The following is a 25,702-nucleotide window of genomic DNA, read 5'->3' as shown; positions in this document are numbered from 1 at the left end:
CTTCCCCTCGTTAATTAGCGTATCAGCGGAGGTACCGTCTGTCGCCGTGTATCTGTACGGGAAGCATTCTGACAACTACAAAGCTCTATCGGTTTCATCCATCACCACAACCGCGCCCCTATAGCCAGTCTCATCGAGATATCGTTCGCGCTCCGCCTCCTTGTCCGTGCCGTCAGAAACGAAGATCACGCGGAATGCGTCCATGCGGCCTAGAACCCTTTCCAGCATCAGCAATCTGTTTCTGAGGGTCATACCTGGGCCTCTACGTGCTGGGCGTTCAACCGATCTACGACCGCCTGATTAAGTTTTTCGTCTTCCAATGCGTATAGCGGGTGCCAAATGTCCGAGCACTGCACTGCGTAGCCATGTTCTGCCAGATAGCAGAGCAGTTTGCGAACAGGAGCATAAGTCGCCGCCAGCTCATCCAGTCGCCCCTCGCAGTACCGCTGCAGCACGATCTTCGGCCAGCCTTGGAGCCGAGCGTGGTCTTCACCGACCTCATCGATCGCGGCTTCCGTAAGGCGCTCCTCAAGGCGCTGGATGCGATTAGTTATCTTGCCCATGTGCCTTCTCCAGTGCTTCCAAGCGACGCGTCAGTTCATCGATCTCCGTTGCTTTGGCGAGTTGGCCAATGGCACTAAGCATCGCTGTGGCAACGTCTGGGGACAACTTTCCTTCTGCAGTCAGGGACACAATGCACTCCGCCTTTGCTGTTAGCGTCGCTGCATCACTGAGGCCGGGGAGCTCGACCGGCTCCGCGACCGACCGCAGCGGTGGAAGTGCTCTCTCCAACAAGAGCTCAGCGGCCCTTGTGTTGCCCTTGATAGCGTTCTCCTGCAGCTTCGCGATGATTGCTTCTACGTCGATTAATTTGCGCAACCTGGCTTGGGGGTTCGGGATGCCCTTGGGGCGTCCGGCAGGATTACCCGACTGCCCCTTTTGCCACTTTGGTGCACGTTTTTTCTTCTGCTCCGTCATCTGATATCTCCAATGCTTAAATCAGTGATCAGCGCCTGCGACCACCGGGATTCATTGCTCGTCGCGCGGCTTTGGCGAAGGCGTTTGGATCACGCTGCAACATTTGCCCGAAACTCTTCGGGTCGTTCGCGTGGACGTGGATCGTTTGTGATGTCGCCCCGGATGAGCCTGCGGCACCTGAATTTCCAGCGGCGGCGTGCGATCCATACTGAGCTGCGAGTGCTTCCGACTGCCTTTGTTGGTGTGAAACGGCGGCTTGCATGCCAAAGTCGCTACTTGCCGCAGGGCCAGCAGAAAATTGAGGCCCCTGTGCGGCGGTGCGCACGTAGTCTGCGATATGCGCCGGCAAGATCATCTCGTTTTTATGAACCATCGCGAGTTGGTCGGCAGGAATGTCATCCCAACCACCAGCGGCAGAGGAAAGATTTGCGTACGCTTCGACCGCGACGAATGCGGCACCGGCCGCAAGGGGTGCCAGGATTGGACCGACAATTGGAATCGACGATGTCGCGGCATAGGTATTTGCCGCCGCTGTTTTCGCCGCGTTGAGGATTTGCGTTTCGTCCGCATCCGCCAGCTGCGCCAAACCCGCCAGCGCCGAAGTCGATTGAACCGCATCGCGTTGTGCGGCGCCGGCAGCGGCGGCGGCCGTTTTCTGAACTTCGCCCTCGATGAACTTCTGTACCACCTTAGTGACGACGTTCTGAACGAGCGTTTCGGATAGTTGCTGTGCTTCCTGCGCCAGCTTCTGGTTCATACTCTGATTGCTGAAAAGGATTTGCGTGAAGCCGCGGCCAACTGAATTGGCAATGCTCTTCGATGTGCGTTCCCAATCCTGTTCGACTGCCTTCCCTACGTCGGCGTTGCTCCGCTCATACTGTTTCAGGATTGCATTCGATCCCGTTACCCAGTCCTGCGCATCCTTCTCCAACGCCTTGACACTGCCTTGGTCCAGGGCGGTTTTTTGCGCGATGTATTGCGCAAACGCGCTAAGTTCCTCCTGATTTATCGTCCTGGAAGCGGCCAGGTATTGCTGGGCACTGATCTCACCGGTGCGAAACATCTCCTGGATCGACTGGAGCTTTTGCTGGTCCGCCGCCATCTGATCCGCGACGTTGGTTTTGAGAATCGCAGCTTGTTGGTCGCGGGCTTGCTGCGCTGCCTGGGCGCCCGCTTTCTCGTACGATCGCTCGTCCGCGAGCATTTGATTCAGCGCGGATCGCGCCTGCGAAGTTCGTATCCCGTACATCTGGATAGCGCTCTGCAGGACCTTGTTGTCCGCCTGGATGCGCGCTGCGGTGTTTTCCTGCGTCGCTGCCCGCTCCTCTTCCAGACCGTCCATGATGGCTGCGTCACGCTGCTTCTGCGCCTCGGTCGCTTGCCGTGCAGCTTCCTTGTCGGCTTCCGCCTGCTTCCGCTTGATCTCGATCAACTGCTGAATCGCCTGCCGATATTCAGCCGACCCTTCCTGCGCCGTCGACTCGATCATCTCCCAGTAGGCCTTCTCCTCGCCAAGGGACACGGTGCGTGCGACCTGCATTTCCTCCAGGTCTTGTTTGTCCTGCTCGGCTGCGGAGCGGTCGCCGCCTGCCCGTTTGAACGCTTTCTCCATCTGATCGATTTGCGCGGCTGACTTCTGCGCGGAGTCACCAACCGCAGCGGCAGTAGCCTTTTGTTTGTTCACCTCGGCAGTCAATTGCTGCACAACTTGTGTCTGGCGCTGCAGCTGGTCCGTCGTCACCGATGACCCGAAGCCATGACTGGACTCCGCGCTGTAGGTCTTGATCATGTCGTTGAGTTCGCGCAATCGCACGGTGAGCTGTGCTGCCGCGTCACCGCCGCCAAGCTGGACGTTGAGAAACTCCATGCTCTGCGAGAACTGCTGCTTCACGTCCTGCCAAGCCCGCGCGAGGATGTTCGCGTGTTGTGTCAGCGTGTCGGTGCGCTGCTGCATCGTGGTCGCGAAGGCTTCGAACGCGATCGCCGCGGCGCCCATGGTGTCGCCCTGCTTTACGGCTGCTTCCATCTGCGCGTACGTCGATGCCGTCAAGAAGTGATACTGGTCGTTGAGCGCGGCGGCGGCTTTGAGCGGATCCTCCTGAAGCTTCTCCATCTCGGTCACACAGCGACGGATGCTCTCCCCGGTCAGGTTTGCCATTTCTGCGGCAGCCGTCGCGACCAGTTCGAAGTTCTGGCCAGCGAATCGCCCGGACTCCGCCAGCTGTTGCACCGCTTCGCGCGCTTCCGTGTAGTTGTGTGTCGACACCGCGATCTGATCGGAGAGTGCCACCATCTGGCCGGCGGTCACCCCAACGCTGCCGCCGGTCGCGAGCACGGCGCGGTCCATGTCCTCGAAGTGTTGCTCTGTCTCGTAGACCTCGTAGCCGAGCGCTGCTGCGGCGGCAATGGCAATGCCGATAGGACTGGTCAACGCATTCAGCGCCGCCCCTAGCAAACCAGTGCGATTCGCGAGGGTGATCGTGGACCCTTCCAATCGGGTGTAATTGCCCCGTGCAAGCTCACCGATCATCACACCAAGCTCGCGAGCCGCGCCGCCCGAGAGGTTCATTGCGTCGTTTTGGACTGCTTGTGCGGCGGCTGCCGTTTCGGTTGTGGCAGTCAGTTGCAACTCGGCAGCATTGAGCGCTGAGAATGCGGTGGTCAGCTCTTCGGCAGAGACCAGTCCGGCTTGCTGCAATGTATCGAGCGCCTGTTCTTGAGCGGCAAGCTGTTCCAGCGTTTCGGTATGGCCTCCCAGCAACGCATCCAACTCTCCGAATGCCGACATCTGCGCTTGTACGGCGCTCGTCGTGGCAGCCGTAGCCTCCGCCATGCCCGCCTGCAGCTGCGAAGCGTCGGCGGTCAACAGAACTTTTATTTCATCAGGACTAACACTCATGGCGGTCTCCATTCACGACGACGTGCCCCGCAGACGGATCCTTGGTGGCAGAAAGCGCCTGCAAAATCGGCATCAGGATTTCGAGTTCGCATGGCACTGCCTCGGCGAGCTCGACAGCGAGCTCATCGACAGTGGCACCGGGAAACTCATGGCGAATTGATACGGCAATTACTCGAAGCAAATGCGGTCGCATGCCTGGCTCAAGCACGCGAATTGTCGGGGAGCATTTCCCGAGTTCGCGAACACTATCGAGGACCTCCCCGATCTGTGGTGCCGTGAGGGGTCTTACGACAACGCTTTTGCTGCGGACTGTGAGCATTTTCACTGGCTCCTAAACGTTAGGGGTCGATAGGGGTATGGCTTCGCGTGGGTACGAATGTGGGTATCCAGTCGCGATCCCGGCGGGATGCCGTTGCTACAAGTGGTTTGCAGCGTCGGATGTGGTTGCGTGGTTGGAAGGTCAACTGGCTCGAGTACTCCAAAGTCATTCACGCGCGTGCGCGTTTTTCTGGCATGACATTTTGAGTGCATGCGCAAACTCATTCGCGTGCGCGCTACGTGCGCGAAGTGGGGGGATTGGGCCGCTTACACTGGCATTTTTGGCGGCCTGATCATTCTTGTGTGCCCGCTCGTAACCTTTGGAGACTCTCCCCACCGCAGTTCGAAACGACGTCACTTTCTGGGTGTGCCTCGCATTTATCGATTTCATGTGGTGCCTCCGACCGGCGTTACCGCAGGCACCGCCGAAAACGGCAACATCGACCGAGGCGTGTGATCGGATGCCGCGAGAAATTGGGTCGTGCCTTTGTCGAACCACAATGCGATCGAGGGTTCGTTTCCGGTGGCACGCTGTTTCAGCACGTTGAGATAAGTGCTGGCGTTACCTATGCGATCGGGTACTGGTGTGTTGTCACGTTCAAACCGCTCCAGTGCGCGCTCAAGTGGCTTGTTGCGCCAGACCTCGATGACGGTGTCCGCCATGTCGGTGATGCCGCCGGATCCCTTCACTGCCATTTTGCCGGCAGGATGATCCTCACCTTCGCCCTTGCGCATATGAGCAACGATCGCGACGTGTGTGGATTCCAATCGAGCGAAGTCTGATAGTTCCTCGACGAAACGCTTTTGCCCTGCGTAGTCGTCATCATCGAAACCGCACTTGGTCAGGTTGTCGATGACAAACAGCTCGATGTCGTAGCGCCGGCGGGCATACCTGAACACCTCTAGGATGCGTTGGGATTTGGCAGACCCGGCGACATCGAAAGCCCAGAGCTGCCCCTTGAGTGCGCGTACGATCGCTCGGATATAAGCCTCGGTCGGATGCGGCGTACCGGCGATCTGCCGCGCCATGCGCATCAGCCAGACCGGTGTACGGAACTCCATCGAGGCGACGCAACACCGGACGTCATGAGTGGTCAGGTCGCCGACTATTTGAGAGATGACGGCACTTTTGCCGTGTCCATTCATGCCGGCCCAGATTGAGGTTTCCCCTGCGCGAAGCAGCAACAGCTCGTGAGTCTTTTTCCACGGTAAGCGCAATCCATCGTCCACGCGGGTGAATTCGCTCCAAACGGCATCCTCGAAATCCGCCGCGGGCTTCAGTTCGGACGGATCCAGGGTGCGGGCATCGCGGAGCGCAGCAGCCATGTCCCCGACCGGCACGTTACGTATCAGACAGTCGTTGGCGTCCTTGTGCGGCAGTCGCACGATCCGGCAACGTTCGCGTCCGAGTCGTTCGGCAATCTCTCGCTCCGCCTGCTGGCCGGGACCGTCACCATCCAGGGAGAGATAAATCGTGTCGTATATCGCCAGCCGATCGAACTCGGTTGCAATCCATCCCTGCTTCGCGCCACCGCCACCGCCCATCGGCACGGACAATGCCGGGAAGCCGTACGTGTGCCAGGCCATCGCATCCAACTCACCTTCCGTGATGATCACACTGCGTGCGTCATCGGCGATGGCTTGCCAACCGAACAGGCACGGTTCGCAGTCGGCGTCCTGACGGAATGATTTCGGAAGCTTGCGGTACTTGGCAGCGATCAGATCTCCGTCACGCAGGTACGGGAACATCAGCCATCCGTCGCGGGTGGCGAGTCGATAGGCGTCAATCGTCTCCGTAGCAATTTTCCGCTCGTCGGCCAGCCAGGTCATGTGTTCGGGCGCCAACCGCTTCACGCCATCGCGTACGGGGCGGCTATAGCGTTTGACTGGCGGGTCGATGCGGTCCTCGCGGATACCGAGGTAATCCAGCGCTTCCTTGCAGGCGTCTCGGAGCGTGAGCTTCTTACAGGCCATCCACAAACCGATTAAGTCGCCACCCTCCCCTGTGCTGAAATCACTCCATACCCCTGCCTTGTCGCCAGTGAGGTGCACACCGAGCGAACCGCCAGCTTCGCCGTCTGCGGAGCCTACGCGCCATTCTTGACCGACACGTTTGCCGTTTGGGAGCAGGAGACGAACCACGCCGTCGACCTGTGCAGATAGTCGCTGTGCAATTTCCGTCGCACGCATCAGATCGCCCTCTTCAGCAGTTCGTTTTCGTCACGTCCGGGCCCGCCGCTCTCACCGGGTGCCAGCGCTATCTCGTCTTCCCACCGCCGTTTGTTGAGCCATGTCGCGGCATGCGGAATGAACTGACCGCCATCGCGTTGCCAATCCGACGTCAGTCGCTGGCGCCTCACCGCGGCGAGCATCTCTGCCAACAGGCGTTCATCGGGTTTGATCTTCGCGAAGGCTTTCACGGCGTCCTGTTTGCCCTGATGCCTGGGGTAAGCGGTCCAGAATTGATCAAAACCAGCGGGCGGATTTTCGACACGTCGCTCAGCTGGCTGAGCAAGAGGTTTTTTATAGATAGGGGAATCAGGAATCAGGAAAGGGGAATCAGCCGGGCCAGAACTGTGCGAGCACTGTGCTTGCACCGTGTCAGAACCAGTGCGAGCACTGTGCATGTCTGGTGCTGGTATGGAACTGGCCGGTTCTCTTATGTGCGGGTTTTGGTGCTTTCCGAAGTTCGGAATGGCGATATAGGCCGTATCGTCAACGACATAGCGAACGATGAAGCCGCGTTGCTCGAGTTCGGCCAACAGTTCGTCGACATCGCAGTTGTCGTAAGCCAGGTACTCAACCTTGAGGCGCTTTGGGCGATCTTCCATGCGCCCCTCACGATCTGCCTCGCACCACAAACCCGCAAACAGGATGCGAGCGAGCGGCTGGCACTCAGCGAGGCGGTCGTTTTTGAAGAAGCCAGGTTTGATGTTGCGGGCGCGAGCCATGTCACACCCCGTGCAGCTGAAACAGCTGGAATGCTGTGGTTACCGCGGCAGCGGGGATCCAGCCGTGGCAGAACGCCACCATCAGTGCCGACTTGATCTGACGACGGACGCGAAGTCCCAGCTTGGCTTCCATGCGCTGGATTTGCTCGGGGGAGCGTTCGGCGATCGCTTGGCGTAATTGGTCCCAGTGGATGACCGCTGCGTCGTGATCGCCTGCAGCATGAGCGCTGGAACACGCGCGTCCGATACGCTTGATGCGCTGTTCGTGCTGAAAGTCGCGAATAAGTGCCGGGGAACTCATGCCGCGGCCTGCTCAATCAATGCGCGGATGTCTTCGATGCGCCACGCGGTGATGCGTTCGCCCAGTTTGACGGGTTTGGGATAGCGGCCAGAGCGAATGCCAGCCCACCAGGTGGACTTGCTGACCGGGATGATGGCCGGAATGGCCGGAGAAGATTCGCTGGCGGGCTTGCCTACAATTTGCGGCAAGCGAAGATAGCCTGTTTCCGGGAGTTGCAGCGCCATGTCATTTCCCTTCGTCCAATATCGGACGTCGTTGAACATGGCTTTGTATTCTTTACACTATCTTGGCCTTGTCATCTGCTGGCTACTAACAGCCAGCGCTGGCTACTAACAGCCAGCGGCTATTTGGCATCCTTCTGCCATGCCTCCCGCCACCCCCTGACGGTGTTTTGAGCAACTCCGACCTTCTCTCCTACTTCTTTGTCAAACTCCGTCTTGTTCCTATAAAGGCCGCGATATTCGAGCCAAGTGTCGTAGAGGCTCTTTGCATCATCTCGAGCCCTACGGTTGTCAGCTTGGCGCACGTTGAGCGCTTTTTTGCTCGTCTCTTGACGCGAGCGCGCCGGCAACGCCTCAGCGGCAAAATACACGGCGGCGAGTTCAGCCTCCGCAACTCTCGCCCTGAGCTCCCAGTCCCCATTCAAAGGGATTGCATTTCCATACTTCGTTACGGCCAGCTCTTGAAGTTCGTCAGCGATCGGGGCCAGTTGTGTATGACGGCGGAGCCGATCAATTCGCGCCATGATGTTTTCTCGATTGAATAGTTCTTCAAGCGCTTTCATCTCGGCGACAGGGTCTGCTCCATCGAACTCGACGTCGATGTGATCAGGCAGAAGTCCCAGTGGATCCGGGGTTCGCTTTACGGACATGCGCACACCTCTGCGCCCTTCGATGAAAGCCACGGCACGGGCGATTGCCGTGGCTCGCTTCAGGCTACATCACTTCAAGTACGGTGCGATCGCCCGGTGGTAATCATCATCGCTCATCCCCTTCGGCGGCATATCTGACCCAAAGGCGCGCTCCGTTGCCTCCATGACCGCGAGCAGCTGGCGCACTGCCGGCGGCAAATACTCTTGTTCGGCGTCAATTGGAACCATGCGAACGCGCGCATGCGACGGAAAGGGAATGATGTTCGCGGTCATACGGCACCACAGTCGCGCTCGACCAAGGCCATGTGATGAAGAGATTCGTAGGAAGCGACTAGAAGCGCACGCACCATATACAGTTGTTGCATTGCGCCCCACTGATCAAGCGGAAATTCTTCCTGCTTATCGAACACGCCGATCGCTTGATTTAAAAGTGCCATTGAATCTTCGAGCGCATCTTCAACGCTCATTTCGGCTGGACGCCATTTTGAATTGAGCCCGGTCAGGTAGACGCCGTCTCCAAAATGTTTTTGGTCAAGCATCACCTGACTGAGCTTGCGAAGGAAAGCGACGTTGTCTGGCTTCATAGTCATTGTCCACCTCTGATATTGATTGGATGTATTGAAAACCAGCTCGTTATGGAGTGTCGATGAACGTCGAATGTTCGAGCGTCTCTGCAATGTTTTTCACCATTTCCAGCTGGTACTTAATTCCAAACAACATGCAGGGCACTTGCCTTTCGGCATTTGCAGCCATATCGCTGGTCTTGTCCGACATTCCGTCGATAACCGCTTGAATAGTGTGGATCACACCTTCCAACAGACAGCCGGCATCACATGCCAGCTCGCCGGCTTCCGAAGACGGATCTATGCAATACCGCGCATTGAGCGACAAGAACTCTCTGGCGATGGTGGTGTTTGCGCGTGCGTTCATTTGTTTTCCCTCCACGGTTGATGGACCACCTTGCCATTGCGGCAAGGTGGCAGACCTGCGGGTTGGCGAACCGGCACCAAAGGAAACCGGCCAGCCCGAAGGCTGCCCGCAGGCCCGCCGTGAAGCGGACATGACGCAACGAGCGCGCATAAAAAAAGCGCCATAGGCGCCGTTGCGCCTTCAGTGTTCAGGTCGCCAAACCTGGTCCCCGATTGGGCGGGGACGGGTCGATAATGCTCCCATGTTTTCTCACCGTCAAGAAGCAAAAACCCCGCAAAGTTGCGGGGTTTTCTTCAAGCGCCATCCAAAAACAGAATCACTCTGCCGCTTGAATTTCACCGGCTGTAGTAATTGCGAGAGCATTGGACATCAATTCGTCTTCACCGCTAAAAACATGAGCCCTAAGCAAACATGCACGGTCTACGGATAGCGGACTTAGGATGAATACGCTCTTTTTTGAGAAACAGCGATATGGGTGTCCATCCTTATCGTGACTAGGCCCTACAGCAGGGATGTCATCCTCAGAGAATTCTTCAATCCCAATGGCCTCATTGTTCAATCTCAATTCGATCCGAAGGCCCCTAAAAAGCTGATTCAATGGGCAACTAACGACTAGGTAAACGACAAGCTTTCCAATTGTGGCTGGAAAACTCTGGACCAACAAAGCGCTGTCGTAAATTCCCATTAAGGAAAATTTGTTTCCCACCTCAGCGCGTATGTCATCAGACACAAGCATGTGGGCATAGCGGGTATCAACTGACATCCGATTATCTCGCTCGCTGATTTTCGAGCGCCACTTCCAGAAGATTCATGTCCACGGAAAGGCCATTCTTAAGCTTGATCGCAACATCCCAAGAAATGTTTTCTGTCCCACTTTCAATTCGAGAAATATGGGACTGGCTTGTAAACATTTTTTCTGCCAACTGGCTTTGCGACAAACCTGCGCTCAGACGCAATGACTTGATGGTCACTAGCTTATCTCCATAGAAAGCTTCGCCAACCCAACGATTCGCGTCTGCTTCTTCTTCCGGCATCAGCTCAAGGGACGCCATCAGGTCATCGCCGCTTATGAATCCGTCACTGTCTCTGAGCGACTCGACTGATTGCGGAACGATTGAACGTGACTCGATAGCCGGCGGCACAGCAACGGCCACTGGCTCAATTTCACTTGAACCGATCGAGCCGCTTTCAGTCCCACCCGTCGGCCAGTAAGTCCCGGTAAGACTGTATGCATCGAATTGTGATTGGATGCGAAAGGTCATAGTTAAAGCTCCGATGGGCTACTGCAAGGGCGACGATCGTGTGTCTGTTGGGGAAATAGCAGTACAACACTCGATACGCTAATCCAACGCGTTCAAGATCCCAGATCTTGAAGCGGTACATGTCGATGCCTTGCTGCTGCAATGCGACGAAATCGTCGACGTTAAAATCAATATCCGTACCCCCATGTGCATGGTCTCCGAGCTCCAGAAACTCGTCCGCCAAGTCAGGGTCATCACATGCTGCCCTCAATAGTGCGGCAATTTTTATAGCCGCGGTACGCGCCGATATTTCGCCCGATTCCTTAAGTCCCTTAAGGTCGAGCGCAACTCCCGGCTTTATGAGAAACGTCGCCACTATATCTACCTAGATATATCGGTGCAATTGGCACGAACTAAAGGGCGCAGAAGAACGCCGTTCATAGTCGTGAAGGATTTCCCCCAAGAGCCCGATAATTGCGGACATTTCCCATCAAATCAAGGAGACAGCCGCTCCCACCCCGCACCGTGGGTGATCTATGGACGCCCGCAAACTGCCATTAACGCAATTCAAACCACCCGGCGGATCGGCACCACATTGGCACCGGTGCGCTTTGCATCGATCATGTCCGCCCATGCCTGCAGGAGCACTCGCCGCTCCTCAAGATATTGGGAGCGATGGTAAGCCGCGCGGATCTTGTCTTTCGGAACATGTGCCAGCGCGCGCTCGATCACGTCTGGGTTATGCCCCAGTTCGTTTAGGGTGGTGCTGAATGTGGCGCGGAAACCGTGCGCGGTGATGTCGCCTGTTTCGTACCCCATCCGACGTAGAGCTGCCAGGAGCGCGTTAGCGTGCAGGGGTTCGTTCTTCTTCACCGGACTTGGAAAGACCAGCTCCCCGTCGCCAGTGAGCGGCTGCATGCGTTCCAGGATGGCTTTCGCTTGGCGGCTCAACGGGACGAGGTGCTCCATCCCGGTCTTCGTGCGATCGCCAGGGATGCGCCAAAGGTCTTTAACCATGTCGACCTCAGACCAGCGCATGCCGCGAGTCTCGCCAGAGCGTGTCGCGGTGAGGAGAAGGAATTCGAGGGCACCTTTTGTTTCGGCACCGGCACCGACGTTCTCCAAGCGCTCAAGGTAATCGGGCAACTGATCAAAGGTGAGTGCTGCGCGATGCTGCACTTTGCGTGTCCTAATCACGCCGACAAGTTCTCGTGCCGGATTCGTCTCGCACCGCAACGTGCGCACGCCAAGCGCAAAGATGGACGCTACCCGCTGCAGACAACGTTTCGCCTGATCGAGCGCGTCCCTGCCCTCCACGCGCTTTGCGACCGCCAGCACTTCGGCAGGCGAGATGTTGCTTATCGGTCGATCGCCAAGCGACGGGAGAATGTCGCGGTCGAGTTGTGATTGCACACGTACGACATGCGTTGCACGCCACTTGCCCCGATTGAGCTCGATCCACTCCTCGGCGACAGCGCGAAACGAATTGGCGGCCGCGACCTTCGCCTGTGCCTTCGTTTGTTTTCGTACGGCGCCGGGGTTCAAACCACCACGTAGTTGCATACGCGCATCGTCGCGCGCCTCACGCGCCTCTGCGAGCGACACCTCCGGCCATTGCCCCAAGCTGAGCATTTGTTCCTTGCCCGCGAACCGATAGCGGAAGCGCCAAAGCTTCGAGCCATCGGGTTGAACTAGCAGAGTGAGCCCAAGTCCATCCGCTTTCTTATACGGCTTGGACTGCGGTTTGGAGTTCCTGATTTGCGGCAGCGTAAGCATGGGAATCCTACTGTGGCCTACCCACATTCTACCCACAATCTACCCACAGTTAGTGTCGGATGCAACAAAACCAACTTGGACGACGCTGGACGAAAAACTCAAAAAAACCCGCAGAAAACCCCACATTTCTTGCACTGCACTGGACGACATTGGATGCACTTGGACAGCCAGTGTGGTTCCTATTTCCGGCACCAAAATTCGTTCCCTGTCGCATCGTCGATGAGCAGGAACTACTGAAACCCGCCGCTTGGCGGGTTTTTTGTGCGGTACGCGCATCGATGCCGCGAGTTGACTTGATGGAATAAAAAAAGCCCGGCGCTTGCCGGGCTTTTTTAGACGTGGACCGCTTTGTCGCCAGTCCGCAGTGCGGTAACTCGCTCAATACGCCGTGGTGTAGACCACCGTGCGCGTCACTACCGGCGCGGGCGCGTAATAAACCGGCGCAGCCTGCTGATAAACGACCGTGGGGGGCGGCGCGTAGTAGACCGGCGGCGGAGGCGGCGCGACCGCGCCTTCAACCAGACCCGCCACAGCGCCCGCTACGACCGCGCCCGCGATCCAGCGACCGCCACTCCAGTAGCCGCCGCGATGCCAGCCCTCATGATGCCAGCCGCCGCGGTCCCAACCACCGCCGTGATGATCCCATCCGTCGTGTGCCGATGCCGCCAGCGGCGCAGCCGCCACGGCTGCCATGGCCAATCCAAACAACATACGTTTGCCTACTGCGCGCTTGGTCATACACACCTCCGTTGGTTCGGTGTGAATGCTCTGTTTGTTGCGCTTAATCCGCACTGAAGATTTTTGCTCCACTCTGCGACTTGGTTCGAACAGTAGAACTGCGTCACACGGCATTATGTGTAGCTTGGCGACGCCGCATCGCTACATTGGCGTTAAAATCGCCCCGTTTAGCCATCGCTTATGCATTGTGTAGGTGGCGTTCAGGCGCGTCGCCATTCAATGAATAACGTGGAATGCAGGGGTGAATATGCACCGTTTGTTTTTTAGTGACCGCATGGGGGATTCAAGCATGAGCAAATTGGCAATGAAAACGCTTTGTCTGGCAATCATGACGACGGCCGTCGCCGGGCTGACCGCTTGCGGCCATCAAGCCAGCGCCACCGATCCGGGCACCGATGCCGCCTCGGCCGCTTCGGCGCAAGCACAGCAAGCCGCGCAGAACGCCGGCCCGCAATACGCGCAGGTCGTCAGCGTGACGCCGGTGCACGGCAGCACCAATAACCCGCATCAGGTTTGCCAGGATGTGGTGGTCAATCACACCGAGCCGCCGAAGGATCAGCATCACATCGCAGGTACCGCGATCGGCGCCGTGGCGGGTGGTTTGCTGGGCCATATGGTCGGTAGCGGCAAGGGCAATACCCTGGCCACGGTGGCGGGCGCCGTGGGTGGCGGCTACGCGGGTAACCGCATCGAAGCCGCGCACCAGCACGACACCGTCACTTCGACCACCGAGCACCAGTGCAAGACGGTCAACGACACCACCGACCGCATCATCGGTTACGACGTGCAGTACGTGTACAACGGCGTAACCCGCACCACGCGCATGGATCACGATCCGGGCAATCGCGTGCAGGTGCAGGAAGGCGTTACGTCCGTCAGCGATGCGCGCTAAGTAGCCATCGGCTTTTTGATGTTCGCCAAAGCGTGGCGGTCGAATGACCGCCACGCTTTTTTGTTGTCCGTCGCGCCTATGAAAATCGTCGATTGACCCTGCCCCATAAAAAAACCTCCCGTGCGACGACGGGAGGCTTTTTGCGACGCGCTAACTGCTCGGGATCAGTGCTTCTGCTTATAGATGTGACGGCTGTTTTTGTTTTCGGAGCGATTGAGGTTGCGCTGTTCTTTCTTGGTCAGATGACCATCGTGCTTGGCCTCGTCCACCGATTCGCGACGGGCGATGTTGGCATCGTGCGTTTCGTCGCGGGCGGCCTGCTTCTGCGTCATGGTGCCGTTCTTCAGGCCGTTGTCGATACGGTCCTGCTGGTTTTCCAAACGGTTGTTGACTTCGTTGACGCGCGGATGGTTGGGGACATCGGTTTGCGCCATCGCGGCGCCGGACGCCATCGCTGCACCGATGACCAGACCGACAACAACAAGCTTCGACTTTGCATTCATGGCAAGTTCCTTGGGTTTATTAGCGGACGTTTTAGAAAACGTACCGCGCTGCCGTTTCCAAGCAAGGCGGTATGAACGCGTCGAGTGGGGTCATCTGTTTTTGAACATGCCGATGGTGTCTCCTCTAGCATCCTGCTCCATCGTGTGCCCCTCACCCTCGCTGTGGCCATAAACGAGCGGTGCTGTAGCGCGTTGACATCGAACTGTTGTTCCACCGGATCGATTCAGCTGGCGCATAGCTTGACGCATCGCTGCCTTTCATCCGCCTGACGCGCAGCCGACATCGCGTTCCAAGCGCATATCATTTGTGCAATGCGCCATCGCATTGTCATGGTTTACATGCAGCTCTATCGCAACGTCAAAAACGCGCAGCGACTCGACACGAATATCGCGCGGTCGGCGCTTATCGAAACGGATGCCGCGGCGGGAATCGGCCAGCGAGAAAAATGGTGCCCCCGATACGATTCGAACGTACGACCTTCCCCTTAGGAGGGGGACGCTCTATCCAACTGAGCTACGGGGGCTAAGCGAAGTGCCTGATGTGCCGCAATTTTGGCATGGAATCGGTGACGAGAGCGATCCGCCCAAAACGGGCCCGTAGGCAGGCCTGATAGAATAGGCGTTTCCCCATCCAAGGCGCCTAGACGCCACGTCTCAGGAGTACGCATGTCCCACGAAATCCTCAAGGCGCTCGGCCTTACCGGCGAGCAGTCGGGTACGTATCTCGGCAACGGTGAATGGTCCAAGACGACGAACGCCGGCACGCTGCAACCGATCAATCCGGCTACCCACGAGGTGATCGGTACGGTTCACGCGTCGAGCGCCGCCGACTACGACATCATCGTCAAGCGTGCCCAGGAGGCGTTCAAAGTTTGGCGCAAGACGCCGGCGCCGCAGCGCGGCGAAGCCGTGCGTCTGTGCGGCGAAGCGCTGCGCAAACATAAAGACGCGCTGGGTTCGCTGGTCGCGCTCGAAATGGGCAAGATCAAGCCCGAGGGCGACGGTGAAGTGCAAGAAATGATCGACATCGCCGACTTCGCCGTGGGCCAGAGCCGCATGCTCTACGGCTACACCATGCACTCGGAACGTCCCGGCCATCGCATGTACGAGCAGTATCAGCCGCTCGGCCTGGTCGGCATCATCAGCGCGTTCAACTTCCCGGTAGCCGTGTGGGCATGGAACGCGATGCTCGCGGCGATCTGCGGCGATATCTGCATTTGGAAGCCGTCGCCGAAAACACCGCTGTCAGCCATCGCGACGATGAAGATCTGCAACGAAGCGCTGAAAGCCGGCGGCTTCCCGAATCTGTTCTTCCTTTTCAACGACGCGGGCACGGAACTCTCGCAAGCCTTCGTCGACGACCATCGCATTCCGCTGATCAGCTTCACCGGTTCCACCAAGGTGGGTCGCCACGTCGGTGAACGCGTCGCCAAACGCATGGGTCGTTCGCTGCTGGAACTGGGCGGCAACAACGCCATCATCGTGGACGAAAGCGCGGATCTTAAGCTCGCCATTCCCGCCATCGTGTTTGGCGCCGTGGGCACCGCCGGTCAGCGTTGCACCACCACGCGCCGTTTGTTCGTGCACGAATCCATCATCGGCGACGTCACCGACAAGCTGGTCGCCGCGTACAAGCAGGTGGAAGGCAAGATCGGCGATCCTACGCTCGCCACCACGCTGATGGGACCGCTCAACAGCAAGGAAGCCGTGGGTGCATATCTCGCCGCCATCGAAAAAGCTAAAGCCAGCGGCGGCACGGTGCGCACCGGCGGCACGGCGTTGACGGATCGCAAAGGCAACTTCGTACTGCCTGCCATCGTCACTGGCTTGAAGAACAGCGACGAGGTCGTGCAAACCGAAACCTTCGCGCCGATTCTTTACGTCATGCCGTTCAAGACGATCGATGATGCGATCGAACTGCAGAACAGCGTGCCGCAAGGCCTGTCGTCGTCCATCTTCACGCAGAATCTGAAAGCGGCCGAACAGTATTTGTCGGCAGCCGGTTCGGATTGCGGTATCGCCAACGTCAATATCGGCACTTCCGGCGCCGAGATCGGCGGCGCGTTCGGTGGCGAGAAGGAAACCGGCGGCGGTCGCGAATCCGGTTCGGATGCATGGAAGGTCTACATGCGTCGCCAGACCAACACCATCAATTATTCGGATTCGTTGCCGCTGGCGCAGGGCATCAAGTTCGATCTGTAACACCGCCTGCAACACAACTCTGAGAGGTATCCCTCCCGGGTCGCCGGGGAGGGAGCACCTTCGCAACGAAGGATCGCGACGTGACGTCACGGACATCTCTCTCTCCATTCGATTTTCGCGGTTATCGCGTTGTCGTCGCCGGCGGCAGCAAAGGCATCGGCCGCAGCATGGCGCTTGCCTTTGCCGCGTCGGGCGCGGCCGTATCGGTATGCGCGCGCGGTATTGATGCATTGAAGGAAACGGCTCGCGCCATCGAAGCCCATGGGGTGCTCACGCACTATCGCTCATGCGATTTGAGCGAAGCGGCTGCTATCGATGCGTATATCGCGGATGCCGCTCAATCGATGGGCGGCATCGATGTGTTGATCAACAACGCCACCGGCTACGGCTTTGGCGATACCGACGAAGGATGGTTGACCGACTTTCAGGTAGACCTGATGGCCGCCGTACGCGCATCGCGTGCAGCGCTGCCGCACTTATCCGCTTCGCCGCACGCCAGCATTCTGCACACCAGCTCCATCGCAGGATTGAACCCGCGCCCCACCACGCCCGCGTATGGCGCGATGAAAGCGGCGCTTTGTCACTACACCACCTCGCAAGCGCTGTCTCTTGCCGCGCAACGCATTCGCGTCAACGCGATTGCGCCGGGTTCTATCGAATTCGAAGGCGGCTTGTGGGATCGCTGTAAGCGCGACGATCCGACGCGCTACGCCGCCGTACAAGCGCGCATTCCGTTTGGCCGTTATGGCACGCCGGAAGAAGTGGCGCACGCGGCGCTGTTTCTCGCTTCGCCCTGGGCCAGTTGGATCACAGGCCAAACGCTGTGCGTCGATGGCGGCCAGCAATTGAACGGATGACGACGATGAACACACTTCGCAGCACCGAACGTTTTAGCGATCGCGTCGCCGACTACGTACGCTATCGCCCGACCTATCCCGCCGCCTTGCTCGATTGGCTGCACAAGGCGCAGGGTGTCACCACGGATTGGCGCATCGCCGACGTCGGCGCCGGCACGGGCATCTCCAGCAAATTGTTTCTCGATGCCGGCCACACGGTTGTCGCCGTGGAACCGAATGCAGCGATGCGCGGCGCCGCTGTCGAATGGTTGTCGAGCTATCGGACATTCAGTGCGGTCGACGGTCGTGCGGACGCCACCACGCTGGACGATGGCAGCGTCGCACTCGTTTCAGTTGCGCAAGCTTTTCATTGGTTCGATCCCGAAAGCACGCGTCGCGAATTCCATCGCATTCTTCGCCCGGGTGGATTGGCCGCCATCTATTGGAACTCGCGCCGTCTGGTCGGCACACCGTTTCTGGAGGGCTATGAGGCCTTGCTGAAAACCTATGGCACCGACTACACCAGCGTCGCCGAGCGTTACGCCGACGAGCCGCAAATGCGCGAATGGTTCGGCCAAGGCTGGCGAGGCACGGCCAGCTTCGATCACCGCCAACTGCTCGATTTCGATGCGCTGCGCGGTCGCTTGATGTCATCTTCCTACGCACCGCAAGCCGGGCATCCCAACCATGAACCCATGATCGACGCGCTGCGCAAGCTATTCGATACCTGTGCGGTGAATGACCAGATAAGCTTTGACTACGACACCCGCGTTTACGTCGGTGAGGTGCTTTGATGTATCACTGGCTTCGCCCTTTGCTCTTCAAGCTTGACGCCGAAACGGCGCACGGCCTGACGCTTTATGGCCTGGATGTCGCGCATCGCAGCGAATTGGCGCGGTTTGTCGCATCAACGACTGACGAGATGCCTGTCGACGCGTTCGGCCTGCACTTCCCCAATCCCGTAGGCCTTGCGGCTGGCTTGGATAAGAACGCAGCGCATCTCGATGCACTGGGCGCGCTAGGCTTCGGCTTTATCGAAGTAGGCACCGTGACGCCGCGACCACAAGTCGGCAACGACCGCCCTCGCCTGTTCCGCCTGCCGCGTCACGAAGCGATCATCAATCGCATGGGCTTCAATAACGACGGCGTCGATGCACTGGTGCGCAACGTGCAGGCATCCAACTATGGCGGCGTGCTGGGCATCAATATCGGCAAAAACAAAGATACGCCCAACGACAAGGCGGTCGACGATTATTTGTTTTGCCTGGAACGCGTGTATGCGCATGCGAGCTATATCACCGTCAATATTTCCTCGCCGAACACCAAAGGTTTGCGCGACCTTCAAGAAGAAGCCACGCTGCGCCGATTTATTGAGACCTTGCGCGAAGCACAGGAACGACTCGGCGCGCAGCAAGGCAAGCGCAAACCGATGTTGCTGAAGATCGCCCCCGACCTCACCGACGCCGAACTGGATAGCGTTGCCGAAGTACTGCTCGCTGCCGGCGTGGATGGCGTGATCTGCACCAACACCACCATCGACCACTCTGCCGTCGCCAGCGATCCACACGGCAACGAAACCGGCGGTCTTTCCGGCACGCCTTTGCGCGCGCGCGCCACGTCGGTGGTGCGCGGCATGCGCGAGCGACTTGGTGATCGCATCGGCATTATCGGCGTGGGCGGCATTATCGACGGCACCGATGCCGCGGAAAAAATCGATGCCGGCGCGAAACTGGTGCAGATCTATTCCGGGCTTATCTATCGCGGCCCGCAACTGATCGCCGAATGCGTGAACGAAATCCGCCGCCAGCAGGAAGCCCGCGATGGCCGTTGAACGCATCGATATGGGCGGCTACACCTTGATTGAAAACGCGCCGCTGGTCTCGCGCAACACCTTGCGCGTCCCGGTGAAGGTGAAGCTGCTCGCGGAAATTCGCGATGCCGCAAAACTGCCGGAGTTGCTGGATTTCCCCGCTATTCGTAGCAGTCGCATGCTGGTGCTCGGCGAAGGTAGCAACATTCTGTTGACGGTCGATATCGACGGCACCGTACTGGCGATGGAAACGCGCGGCGTGCATATGGAGCAAGACGGCGATATCGCGCATATCGCCGTCGCCGCCGGCGAACGCTGGGACGATTTCGTGCGCTGGACGCTGGGCCAAGGCCTTGCAGGTTTGGAAAACCTGATCCTTATCCCCGGCACCGTCGGCGCCGCACCGATTCAAAACATCGGCGCCTACGGCACGGAAGTGGCCGAATTTATCGAGAGCGTCGAAGCGTGGGACCGCATCGAGCGCCGTGTGGTCACGCTGGATCGACGTGCCTGCGCATTCGCCTACCGCGACTCGATCTTCAAGCATGAGCCTGATCGTTTCATCGTGACGGCCGTGCGATTCGCCCTGCCTCGCCAACACGCATTGCGCCTGGACTACGCCGGCATTCGCGAAGAATTGGAGCGCATGGGCGTGGACAAACCCGCTCCGTTTCACGTTGCCGAAGCGGTCGTGCACCTGCGCACGCGCAAACTTCCCGATCCTGCCGTAATCGGCAATGCGGGCAGCTTTTTCAAAAACCCCATCGTCGACGCCGCGCAAGGCGAGGCGTTGAAACACGATCATCCAGAACTCGTCGCGTGGCCTGGCAAAGACGGCCGCTGGAAACTCTCCGCCGCGTGGCTGATCGAATCCGCCGGGTTCAAAGGCGCGCGCGACGGCGACGCTGGCATCTCCAATCGGCACGCGCTGGTGCTGGTCAATCACGGCAAAGCCAGTGGGCAGGAGCTTTGGCGATTCGCACAACAGGTGATCGATGGCGTGCAATCGCGATTCGGTGTGCGATTGGAACCGGAGCCGATGGTCATCGGGATGACCTGAGCCGTTTTTACCCGATGCCCGCGCGCCGCATTACCTTGCTGATGACTTCCCTGCATACGGCAACGCGCAGCAGAAACGTCACCACGAAATACGCAACGCCGTAGGTCGATAGCACGAAAAACGCAGTGATAATCGGCCGCTGTTCGGGCATATAACGCTCGACCGCACACGCCGCGAGGGCCGCCACGATGGCCGCGCTCCACAGCTTGACCATCATCGATGCGGTGACGCCCGTCGCGCCGAGTCTCTTGTTCATCTTCCTGCGCAGCAGATGGAACTCGATCCAACCGGCCACACCCGCCGAAGCAGTCAGTCCGACCGCTCCCCACTGCATTGGAATGCCCAGCAATTTCGGACCGAGCAACGCGCTAGCCAATCCCAACACAGCCGTGAACGCAAGCCGTACCATCGCAAATCGCAGCGGCGTACGCGTATCGCGCATGGCGTAATAAGTAGACGAATAGAGCCGCCCAAAGGTGGACGCAAGCAACCCCACGCCGGAGCCGGCGAGAATCGCCCACACGTAATGCGAATCCTTGCTGGTGAATGCGCCAGATTGATAAAGCGCCGCAACGATCACATTCCCCAACGCAAAAAACGCCATCGCGGAAGGCACGATAAAAAACGCGATGCGCTCCAATCCGTTGTTCAGTCGCGTGGACAGCTTTGCCGCGACTTCGTCATCGACATGATCACCCGCCATGCGAGAAAGCGTCGGCAATTCCGATGCGGAAACCGCCATGCCGAACAAACTCACCGGCAGCAAATTGATCGACGATGCGGTGGTCATGCCCGCAATTGCGCCGCTACCTAACAAGGTGGAAATGGCCTGATCCACAAATGCGCTGATCTGCACGACACCGCGCCCGACCGCGACGCCAAGAAAACTCCCACCCACCTGTTTGACGTGCAGATTGCGCAGATCCAGCCGCAAGCGCAGGCCCGGAACCAGTTTCAACACCGGACCCAGCTGCACCAAAAACTGCAGCACGCAACCCAGCACCGTGCCCCATGCCAGGTACACGATAAGGCGATTCACATCCAAATGGCGGAACGCCAGCAACGTCACGATCATGGAAAGATTCCAGATCACGGGCGCCGCATACGAAAGGAAAAATTTGTGGTGACTGTTGAGAATGCCCAAACACCACGCCGACCACACCAGAATGCCGGTACCTGGAAAAAGAATCCGCACGATCAAAATGGTGAGTTCGCGTTTTTCGCCGGTGTAGCCCGGTGCGATTAGCCAAATGAGATAAGGCGCCGTCAGCACACCCAGGGCGACGATGATGGAAATGATCACCGCCAGAATGGCGAAGATCGCACCCGCGAGACGATCCGCATCCTCCTGCTTATGCTGCGCCAACAGTCGCGCATAAACCGGAATAAAGGATGCGGAAAGCACGCCTTCCCCGAACAGATTTTGCAGAAAATTGGGAACGCGCAATGCCGCGCTGAAAATATCCGCCGCGTCGGAGAGTCCGAAATAATGCGAAAAAACGCGCTGCCGCACCAAGCCAAACAGGCGGCTGCAAAGGATGCCTGCCCCGACCAGCAGAGCGTGTCCACGGCCCGCGTCTTTCGTCATAGCAATTTGGGTTGTTGGAAAAGCGACAAGCGTAACATCTGCAGGCGTGGTTCTCCCGTTTGCGCTGTTATGGCCCCTATTACCTCACCGTCATTCCGGCGAAGGCCGGAATCCAGTTTGAATAACCCGTGCGAAGCACACTTAATCATTGAGTTGAGTGCTACGCACAACATATTCGTACTGGATTCCGGCCTTCGCCGGAATGACGGTGAGGTAATCATTTGCCCATGCCGCAAGATTGGCTACTCGCCCTGGCCTTACCTCAAACGGAGGGCTGATTCGGATTCAGTGCGATGGCGCCTGATCTTCGACCACGATGTAGTGGCGCTCGCCGCGCTGCGGATCGAAGTAGACCGCCGTAAGTTCCCCACTCCCAGGATCGACGAAACGTTCACCCGTGTCCTTCCACTGCGGGTCCGGTCGAGTCCGCAACAACGGCTTATAGCGCCAACGCTCAATCGCCAACCCGACCACCAGCAGCAGCCCGCCGAAAATCAATTGCGGCAACAGCATCACCATAATGCCGGTCAGCGCGGCAATCGCCGCCCCAACCAGCATGATCCCGCCCAATACGTAGAGAACGATCGACAACATGGCGTTCGTCAGGTCGGCGGATCGAGCACCACGGCGGTGCCGTAGGCGACGATTTCGCTCATGGTCTGGCCGATTTCGGCCGAATCGAAGCGCATCATCACGACCGCGTTCGCGCCCATCGCCTTGGCGTTCGACACCAATCGATCCAATGCGTGCCTGCGCGCCTCTTCCAGCATTTGGGTGTATTCGTGGATCTCGCCGCCCACCAGCGAGCGCAGACCGGCCATCACGTTGCCGCCGATACCGCGGCTGCGCACGACCACGCCGAACACCTGCCCCTTCACCTGGACCACCTGATGGCCCGGAACGTTCTCGGTCGTCACCACCAACATAGCCTCACTCCTTTTCGAGGGAACCTTGCGTTAAGGCACGATACCCCGTCTTTACGGGCCGCGCTCGTGCCACCTCTGGCACTTAGGCGAAATCGCGGCGCTATGGCACCATCGGTCGGTCTATCGCTGTCCGAACCGAGGAACCCCACCATGACGTCGAGCCCGTTCAAAACATTGGCCTGGAGCGTGTTGCTAGGCCTGGGGTTGATGACTGCCGGCAGTCCTGCCCGCGCCGATACCCCCGCGGCGTCCAAGGCGGTCGCCAACGACAGCAATGTTTTGCGAACCACGCTCGACAACGGCCTGCGCGTCGTCATCGTTCGGGAAACGCTCTCGCCGATGGTCACCACGCAAATCACCTATCTTGCCGGCGGCTATCAGACACCCGACGGATTTCCCGGTACTGCACATGCGCTGGAACATATGATGTTCCGCGACAGCAAGGGCATGACCGGCGCACAGCTCAACGAAATGACCGGCAAGATGGGCGCGGACAACAACGCCTTCACCACCAACGACGCCACACAGTATTACTTCGTTGCGCCGTCGAATTATCTGGATATCCTGCTGCATATCGAATCGGAGCGCATGGAAGGCGCGTTGCTCACGCAAACGGATTGGGAACGCGAGCGCGGCGCGATCGAGCAGGAAGTCTCGCGCGATATTTCCGAACCGGAGTATCTCGCCTTCCAGAAAGCCGAAGGCATGCTTTACGCCGGCACCGGTTATGCCGAAGACCCGCTCGGCACGCGGTCCTCGTTTGGCAAAACCACGTCGACCGATCTGCAATCGTTCTACAAGAACTGGTACGCGCCCAACAACGCGTTGCTGGTGATTGTGGGCGATGTGAATCCGCAGCAGACCTTGGCGAAGGTGCAAGAGCTGTTCGGCGCCATTCCTAAGCGTACGCTGCCGGCGCATGCGCCGCTTACGTTGCAGCCGATGAAGCCGCAATCGATCGCCTCGACCACGCCACGCGGCACGGGCTCGGTGCAATTTCTCTTTCGCATGCCCGGCATGATGGATAAAGACAACGCTGCCGCGCAGGTGCTGCTCGACGTACTTAGCAACGCGCGCAGCTCGCTCTCCGCGCTGGCCGTTGAAGGCAAAGTGCTCGATACGAGCGCGCAGCTGCAGCCGTTCAGTTATGGCGGCATCGGTATGATCCAAGTGGGATTCCCCAAAGACGGCGATGCGAAAAAAGCCGAAGCGGATCTTCAGGGTGTTATCGACGATGTGCTGAAAAACGGCGTCCCCAAAGATCTGGTCGACGCCTCCATTCGCTCGGAAATTTCACAAGCCGAATTCAACAAGAACAGCGCGGTCACGCTCGCCAGCGCGTGGTCGCAATCCATCGCCTGGATGGGATTGAGCTCGCCGGAAGAAGCCGAAGATCAATTCCGCACCGTCACTGTCGACGACGTAAACCGCATCGCGCGCCAATACCTGAAGCCCAGCGAGCGCGTAACGGTGGTGCTTACGCCCGACAACAACGGCAAACGTCCGCCGGACAGCGCCGGCTTCGGCGGCTCCGAATCGTTTGCCGGCAACGACAAGCTCGATGCGCCGCTGCCTGCCTGGGCGTCGGAAAAACTGAGCAAGCTGGACATGCCGAAGTGGACGTTGTCGCCCGTGGAAATGAAACTCGACAACGGCATTCGTCTGATCGTGCAACCGGAGACCATCAGCAAGACGGTCACCGTGATGGGCCATATCGACAACAATCCGAAGCTGCAGGAGCCCGCTGGACAGGAAGGCGCCGCGCGTCTGCTCGGCGCACTGTTTGACTACGGCTCCGCCACGTTGGATCGCGATGCGTTCCATAAGGCGCTCGACGATATTTCCGCCACCGAATCCGGCGGCACCGATTTCGGCGTGGCGGCGCTCAGCGATCAATTCGACCGCGCCACGCAATTGCTGGCCGACAACGAACTTCATCCAGCGCTGCCGCAACAAGGTTTCGTGGTGCAGCAGGAAACGCTGGCGCGTGCGCTCGCCGGCGAAATGCAGTCGCCGCAATACAAGATGATGAAAGCGCTGCGCATGGGCTTGTTGCCCGCCGGCGATCCCGATTTGCGGTTTGCAACGCCGAAATCCGTCGCATCCGTGACCTTGCAGAACGTCAAGGATTACTTCGCGAAAACCTATCGCCCCGATCTCACCACCATCGTCATCGTCGGCAACGTTACGCCCGAACAAGCCAAGACGACGGTGCAACGGTACTTCGGCCAGTGGAAAGCGCAGGGCCCGAAGCCCGACGTGATTTCCAAACCGGTGGGCACGAATCCGGCGGGCTATGTGGTGGTGGAGAATCCGTACGCATCGCAAGACCAGGTGCTGATGGGCCAGATGCTCGAACTCAATATGCACAACCCCGATCGTTTCGCGCTGCAACTGGGTAACAACGTGCTAGGCGGAAACGGATTCGCCTCGCGGCTGATGACCGATATCCGCGTGAAGCACGGCTTTGCCTACGGCGCGGGTTCCGGCATTCACTTCGATCGCTCGCGCTCGATCTTCTTCGTGCAGTACGGCAGCGATCCGGACAAGGTGGCGCCGGTCGATGCGCTGGTTCGCCAAAACCTGATCGATATGCAGACCACGCCGATCAAGCAGAGCGAGCTGGACAACGCGCGTCAGTACGAAATCCGCTCTATCCCCGTGAGCGTTTCCAGCATCAGCAGCATCGCGCGTTCGTTGCTGGAATGGGCATGGCACGACGAACCGCTCGATCAGCCGATGGTCGCCGCCAAGCACTACCTGACCTTGACGCCGACGCAGGTGCAAGCGGCTTTCAAGAAATACCTGAAGCCCGCCAACCTGATGCAGGTGGTGCAAGGGCCGAAGCCTGAGAAACATTGATCTCCGCTTTATATCGCCCT

The 25,702-nt window shown here is 58.7% G+C and carries 26 protein-coding genes and 1 tRNA gene; 8 read left to right on the top strand and 19 right to left on the bottom strand.

The window, feature by feature from the left end; genetic code table 11:
- Nucleotides 1–248: 248 nt before the first annotated feature.
- The 3 genes from L0U79_RS10365 to L0U79_RS10355 are packed head-to-tail and all read right to left on the bottom strand — an operon-like array spanning nucleotide 249 to nucleotide 3,877.
- On the bottom strand, nucleotides 249–563 hold the full coding sequence (locus L0U79_RS10365) for a hypothetical protein (protein WP_233842199.1): 315 nt from the start codon (nucleotides 561–563) through the stop codon (nucleotides 249–251).
- Nucleotides 547–978: a DUF5681 domain-containing protein gene (locus L0U79_RS10360; protein ID WP_233842198.1), complete on the bottom strand. Its 432-nt coding sequence runs from the start codon at nucleotides 976–978 to the stop codon at nucleotides 547–549. The genes L0U79_RS10365 and L0U79_RS10360 overlap by 17 nt, the downstream gene beginning before the upstream one ends.
- 28 nt (nucleotides 979–1,006) lie before the next feature.
- Nucleotides 1,007–3,877 carry a phage tail length tape measure family protein gene (locus L0U79_RS10355; protein ID WP_233842197.1) on the bottom strand — a complete coding sequence of 957 codons (2,871 nt, stop codon included), beginning with the start codon at nucleotides 3,875–3,877 and terminating at the stop codon, nucleotides 1,007–1,009.
- Here L0U79_RS10355 and L0U79_RS10350 point away from each other — a divergent pair.
- Nucleotides 3,876–4,037 carry a hypothetical protein gene (locus tag L0U79_RS10350; protein ID WP_233842196.1) on the top strand — a complete coding sequence of 54 codons (162 nt, stop codon included), beginning with the start codon at nucleotides 3,876–3,878 and terminating at the stop codon, nucleotides 4,035–4,037. The genes L0U79_RS10355 and L0U79_RS10350 overlap by 2 nt on opposite strands.
- Nucleotides 4,038–4,582: 545 nt before the next feature.
- On the opposite strand, the gene L0U79_RS10345 is transcribed toward L0U79_RS10350, so the two are convergent.
- From L0U79_RS10345 to L0U79_RS10295, 11 genes are all read right to left on the bottom strand, one after another.
- Nucleotides 4,583–6,385: a toprim domain-containing protein gene (locus tag L0U79_RS10345; protein WP_233842195.1), complete on the bottom strand. Its 1,803-nt coding sequence runs from the start codon at nucleotides 6,383–6,385 to the stop codon at nucleotides 4,583–4,585.
- Nucleotides 6,385–7,146 carry a hypothetical protein gene (locus L0U79_RS10340; RefSeq protein WP_233842194.1) on the bottom strand — a complete coding sequence of 254 codons (762 nt, stop codon included), beginning with the start codon at nucleotides 7,144–7,146 and terminating at the stop codon, nucleotides 6,385–6,387. The genes L0U79_RS10345 and L0U79_RS10340 overlap by 1 nt, the downstream gene beginning before the upstream one ends.
- Nucleotide 7,147: 1 nt before the next feature.
- Nucleotides 7,148–7,447: a hypothetical protein gene (locus L0U79_RS10335; RefSeq protein WP_233842193.1), complete on the bottom strand. Its 300-nt coding sequence runs from the start codon at nucleotides 7,445–7,447 to the stop codon at nucleotides 7,148–7,150.
- On the bottom strand, nucleotides 7,444–7,710 hold the full coding sequence (locus L0U79_RS10330) for an AlpA family phage regulatory protein (protein WP_233842192.1): 267 nt from the start codon (nucleotides 7,708–7,710) through the stop codon (nucleotides 7,444–7,446). Before L0U79_RS10330 ends, L0U79_RS10335 begins: the two co-directional genes overlap by 4 nt.
- 80 nt (nucleotides 7,711–7,790) lie before the next feature.
- Nucleotides 7,791–8,318, bottom strand: coding sequence for a hypothetical protein (locus L0U79_RS10325; protein ID WP_233842191.1), 528 nt, complete (start codon nucleotides 8,316–8,318; stop codon nucleotides 7,791–7,793).
- 69 nt (nucleotides 8,319–8,387) lie between these two features.
- Nucleotides 8,388–8,591, bottom strand: a complete 204-nt coding sequence (locus L0U79_RS10320) for a hypothetical protein (protein ID WP_233842190.1) — start codon at nucleotides 8,589–8,591, stop codon at nucleotides 8,388–8,390.
- Nucleotides 8,588–8,902 (bottom strand): hypothetical protein, encoded by a 315-nt coding sequence (locus L0U79_RS10315; RefSeq protein ID WP_233842189.1) that lies wholly within the window; start codon nucleotides 8,900–8,902, stop codon nucleotides 8,588–8,590. Before L0U79_RS10315 ends, L0U79_RS10320 begins: the two co-directional genes overlap by 4 nt.
- A 49-nt stretch (nucleotides 8,903–8,951) precedes the next feature.
- Nucleotides 8,952–9,380, bottom strand: a complete 429-nt coding sequence (locus L0U79_RS10310) for an ash family protein (RefSeq protein ID WP_233842188.1) — start codon at nucleotides 9,378–9,380, stop codon at nucleotides 8,952–8,954.
- Nucleotides 9,381–10,015: 635 nt separating this feature from the next.
- Nucleotides 10,016–10,510: a helix-turn-helix transcriptional regulator gene (locus L0U79_RS10305; protein WP_233842187.1), complete on the bottom strand. Its 495-nt coding sequence runs from the start codon at nucleotides 10,508–10,510 to the stop codon at nucleotides 10,016–10,018.
- Between the two features lie 546 nt (nucleotides 10,511–11,056).
- Nucleotides 11,057–12,265, bottom strand: a complete 1,209-nt coding sequence (locus L0U79_RS10300) for a tyrosine-type recombinase/integrase (protein WP_233842186.1) — start codon at nucleotides 12,263–12,265, stop codon at nucleotides 11,057–11,059.
- Nucleotides 12,266–12,643: 378 nt separating this feature from the next.
- The gene (locus tag L0U79_RS10295; RefSeq protein ID WP_233842185.1) at nucleotides 12,644–13,003 is read right to left on the bottom strand and encodes a hypothetical protein; all 360 of its coding nucleotides are present in this window, start codon (nucleotides 13,001–13,003) and stop codon (nucleotides 12,644–12,646) included.
- A gap of 289 nt (nucleotides 13,004–13,292) precedes the next feature.
- Between L0U79_RS10295 and L0U79_RS10290 the strand changes: the two genes are divergently transcribed.
- The gene (locus L0U79_RS10290) at nucleotides 13,293–13,895 is read left to right on the top strand and encodes a glycine zipper 2TM domain-containing protein (protein ID WP_233842184.1); all 603 of its coding nucleotides are present in this window, start codon (nucleotides 13,293–13,295) and stop codon (nucleotides 13,893–13,895) included.
- Between the two features lie 164 nt (nucleotides 13,896–14,059).
- Here the strand turns inward: L0U79_RS10290 and L0U79_RS10285 are convergent, their stop codons facing one another.
- Entirely contained in the window at nucleotides 14,060–14,398 is a 339-nt protein-coding gene (locus tag L0U79_RS10285) for a hypothetical protein (protein ID WP_233842183.1), read from the bottom strand.
- A gap of 447 nt (nucleotides 14,399–14,845) precedes the next feature.
- A tRNA-Arg gene (locus L0U79_RS10280) sits at nucleotides 14,846–14,922 on the bottom strand.
- A gap of 142 nt (nucleotides 14,923–15,064) precedes the next feature.
- Between L0U79_RS10280 and L0U79_RS10275 the strand changes: the two genes are divergently transcribed.
- The 5 genes from L0U79_RS10275 to murB all read left to right on the top strand — a co-directional run bounded on the left by L0U79_RS10275 (nucleotide 15,065) and on the right by murB (nucleotide 20,306).
- Entirely contained in the window at nucleotides 15,065–16,600 is a 1,536-nt protein-coding gene (locus tag L0U79_RS10275) for an aldehyde dehydrogenase family protein (protein ID WP_233842182.1), read from the top strand.
- A gap of 80 nt (nucleotides 16,601–16,680) precedes the next feature.
- Nucleotides 16,681–17,457, top strand: coding sequence for an SDR family oxidoreductase (locus L0U79_RS10270; RefSeq protein ID WP_233842181.1), 777 nt, complete (start codon nucleotides 16,681–16,683; stop codon nucleotides 17,455–17,457).
- A 5-nt stretch (nucleotides 17,458–17,462) separates the two neighbouring features.
- Nucleotides 17,463–18,230 (top strand): class I SAM-dependent methyltransferase, encoded by a 768-nt coding sequence (locus L0U79_RS10265; protein WP_233842180.1) that lies wholly within the window; start codon nucleotides 17,463–17,465, stop codon nucleotides 18,228–18,230.
- Nucleotides 18,230–19,267, top strand: coding sequence for a quinone-dependent dihydroorotate dehydrogenase (locus L0U79_RS10260; protein ID WP_233842179.1), 1,038 nt, complete (start codon nucleotides 18,230–18,232; stop codon nucleotides 19,265–19,267). The genes L0U79_RS10265 and L0U79_RS10260 overlap by 1 nt, the downstream gene beginning before the upstream one ends.
- 10 nt (nucleotides 19,268–19,277) lie before the next feature.
- Entirely contained in the window at nucleotides 19,278–20,306 is a 1,029-nt protein-coding gene (gene murB, locus L0U79_RS10255; protein ID WP_233843886.1) for a UDP-N-acetylmuramate dehydrogenase, read from the top strand.
- A gap of 7 nt (nucleotides 20,307–20,313) precedes the next feature.
- Here murB and murJ read toward each other — a convergent pair whose 3' ends face one another.
- The 3 genes from murJ to L0U79_RS10240 all read right to left on the bottom strand — a co-directional run bounded on the left by murJ (nucleotide 20,314) and on the right by L0U79_RS10240 (nucleotide 22,820).
- Nucleotides 20,314–21,894, bottom strand: coding sequence for a murein biosynthesis integral membrane protein MurJ (gene murJ / locus L0U79_RS10250; protein WP_233842178.1), 1,581 nt, complete (start codon nucleotides 21,892–21,894; stop codon nucleotides 20,314–20,316).
- Between the two features lie 285 nt (nucleotides 21,895–22,179).
- Entirely contained in the window at nucleotides 22,180–22,488 is a 309-nt protein-coding gene (locus L0U79_RS10245; RefSeq protein ID WP_233842177.1) for a hypothetical protein, read from the bottom strand.
- Between the two features lie 8 nt (nucleotides 22,489–22,496).
- The gene (locus L0U79_RS10240) at nucleotides 22,497–22,820 is read right to left on the bottom strand and encodes a YbjQ family protein (RefSeq protein ID WP_192678064.1); all 324 of its coding nucleotides are present in this window, start codon (nucleotides 22,818–22,820) and stop codon (nucleotides 22,497–22,499) included.
- A gap of 150 nt (nucleotides 22,821–22,970) precedes the next feature.
- Here L0U79_RS10240 and L0U79_RS10235 point away from each other — a divergent pair, with 150 nt between their 5' ends.
- Nucleotides 22,971–25,682 (top strand): pitrilysin family protein, encoded by a 2,712-nt coding sequence (locus L0U79_RS10235; protein WP_233842176.1) that lies wholly within the window; start codon nucleotides 22,971–22,973, stop codon nucleotides 25,680–25,682.
- Nucleotides 25,683–25,702 lie beyond the last annotated feature (20 nt).

The organism is Dyella sp. 2HG41-7, from assembly GCF_021390675.1.
In the GTDB taxonomy this organism is placed as follows: Bacteria; Pseudomonadota; Gammaproteobacteria; order Xanthomonadales; family Rhodanobacteraceae; genus Dyella_B.
The sequence above is the reverse complement of the archived record's forward strand: the minus strand, read 5'-3'. Positions and strand labels throughout refer to the sequence as shown.